Below are 1,795 nucleotides of genomic sequence, written 5' to 3' on the forward strand. Positions count from 1 at the left end.
GCCGCCGGGCAGGGCGGTGTGCCGGTCGCGGCGGTTGCGGTTCGCAGGCGCGCCCCATGCTGTTGCTCGCGACCGTTTTCGGCCATATTCGCCACCCTTGGCAGGGGTTTCCCCGGTGTTGAACAGGAAAGACAGATGAACGTGACGATTTCGGATGCAGTGGTGGTCGGCAACAGCCTGCCCTTTGTGCTGTTTGGCGGGCTCAATGTGCTGGAGGATCTGGACTCCACCCTGTATGCCGCCGAACGCTACGTGGAGGTCACCCGTCGCCTGGGGATTCCGTATGTGTTCAAGGCGTCGTTCGACAAGGCCAACCGCTCCTCGATCACCTCCTTCCGCGGCGTCGGCCTGGAAGAAGGGCTGCGCATCTTCGAACAGGTCAAGCAGCGTTTCGGTGTGCCGGTGATCACCGATGTGCACGAGGTGCACCAGGCCGCGCCGGTGGCCGAAGTGGTGGACGTGCTGCAGATCCCCGCGTTCCTGGCCCGGCAGACCGACCTGGTCACCGCCATCGCCCGCACCGGCCGTGCGGTCAACATAAAGAAACCGCAGTTCCTGAGTCCTTCGCAGATCAAGCACATCGTCAGCAAGATCCGCGAGGCCGGCAACGAGCAGATCATCCTGTGCGAGCGCGGCGCCCAGTTCGGTTACGACAACCTGGTGGTGGACATGCTCGGTTTCCGCGAGATGATCGAGGCCACCGGCGGCCTGCCGGCGATCTTCGACGTCACCCACAGCCTGCAGCGTCGCGACGCCGGCAGCGAAGCTCCGGTGGCCGTCGCCGTCAGGTGGTGGAGCTGGCCCGTGCCGGCATGGCGGTCGGCATTGCCGGCCTGTTCCTGGAAGCCCATCCGGACCCGGACAATGCCCGTTGCGACGGTCCCAGCGCGTTGCCGCTGGCCGCGCTGGAGCCGTTCCTCACGCAGATCAAGGCGCTGGACGATCTGGTCAAGTCGTTCCCGGTGCTGGATATCGCCTGACAAACGGCCGAGGCAGGACTGCCGCTGCGGTGGTCGTCCGTCCCGTATGCCATGGCGCGCTTGCGCATATGCGCATCTGTTGCCGGCGCGTCCAAGGGGTGCCGGGCAGGCGAGGGTCATGCGACAATGCCGCGCTCAGGCTCCGTAGCTCAGCTGGATAGAGCGGTCCCCTCCTAAGGGACAGGTCGCACGTTCGAATCGTGTCGGGGCCACCATCTTCTCGCGTTGCCTGGCGCACCTGCCGGGCGCAGGTCGCGTCTTCTCCGGTGTACTTGCCGATGTCGTCTCGCTTCCCTTCCGTCTTCATCGCCCATGGTCCTGGCGGCCGTGGGCGTGGTGGTATGCGGCTGGCGCGCGTGCGCCTGGATCGATGGAGGCGCGTATGCGGCGGGATGGCGCCGAGGGTGATTGAGCAACGGGTGGGGCGATGAATCAGCGGATGCTGGGGGGTATCGCCAATGGCGTGGCGTCGGGGGCGTTGTGGGGGCTGGTATTTCTCGCACCGGCGGTGCTGACGGACTTCTCGCCGTTGCAGCTGGCCGCCTCGCGCTACCTGGTTTACGGGCTGATCGCCGCGATCCTGCTGTTGCCGCGTTGGCCGGCGCTACGCGCCCATATCGGCAAGGTCGAGTGGAAGGCGCTGACCTGGCTGAGCCTGCTGGGAAACCTGGTCTATTTCGTGCTGCTGTCCATCTGCGTGCAGTGGAGTGGCGGTGCGTCAGCCGCGCTGATCGTAGGCATGGTGCCGGTGCTGGTGGCGGTAGTGGGGGCGCGTGAGCGGGGCGGTGCCGCTGTCACGACTGGCGCCGGCGTTG

1 tRNA gene and 2 pseudogenes are annotated in these 1,795 nt (G+C 66.4%); all 3 read left to right on the plus strand.

Annotated features, from left to right (window positions below):
- Nucleotides 1–135 precede the first annotated feature (135 nt).
- A pseudogene (kdsA, locus tag JCM9942_RS15100) lies at nucleotides 136–980 on the plus strand (3-deoxy-8-phosphooctulonate synthase).
- 138 nt (nucleotides 981–1,118) lie between these two features.
- A tRNA-Arg gene (locus JCM9942_RS15105) sits at nucleotides 1,119–1,195 on the plus strand.
- Between the two features lie 212 nt (nucleotides 1,196–1,407).
- Nucleotides 1,408–1,795 (plus strand): annotated as a pseudogene (locus JCM9942_RS15110) (EamA family transporter); the annotation flags it as partial.

Origin of the sequence: Stenotrophomonas pictorum JCM 9942, assembly GCF_001310775.1 — a bacterium.
Lineage (GTDB): Bacteria > Pseudomonadota > Gammaproteobacteria > Xanthomonadales > Xanthomonadaceae > Stenotrophomonas > Stenotrophomonas pictorum.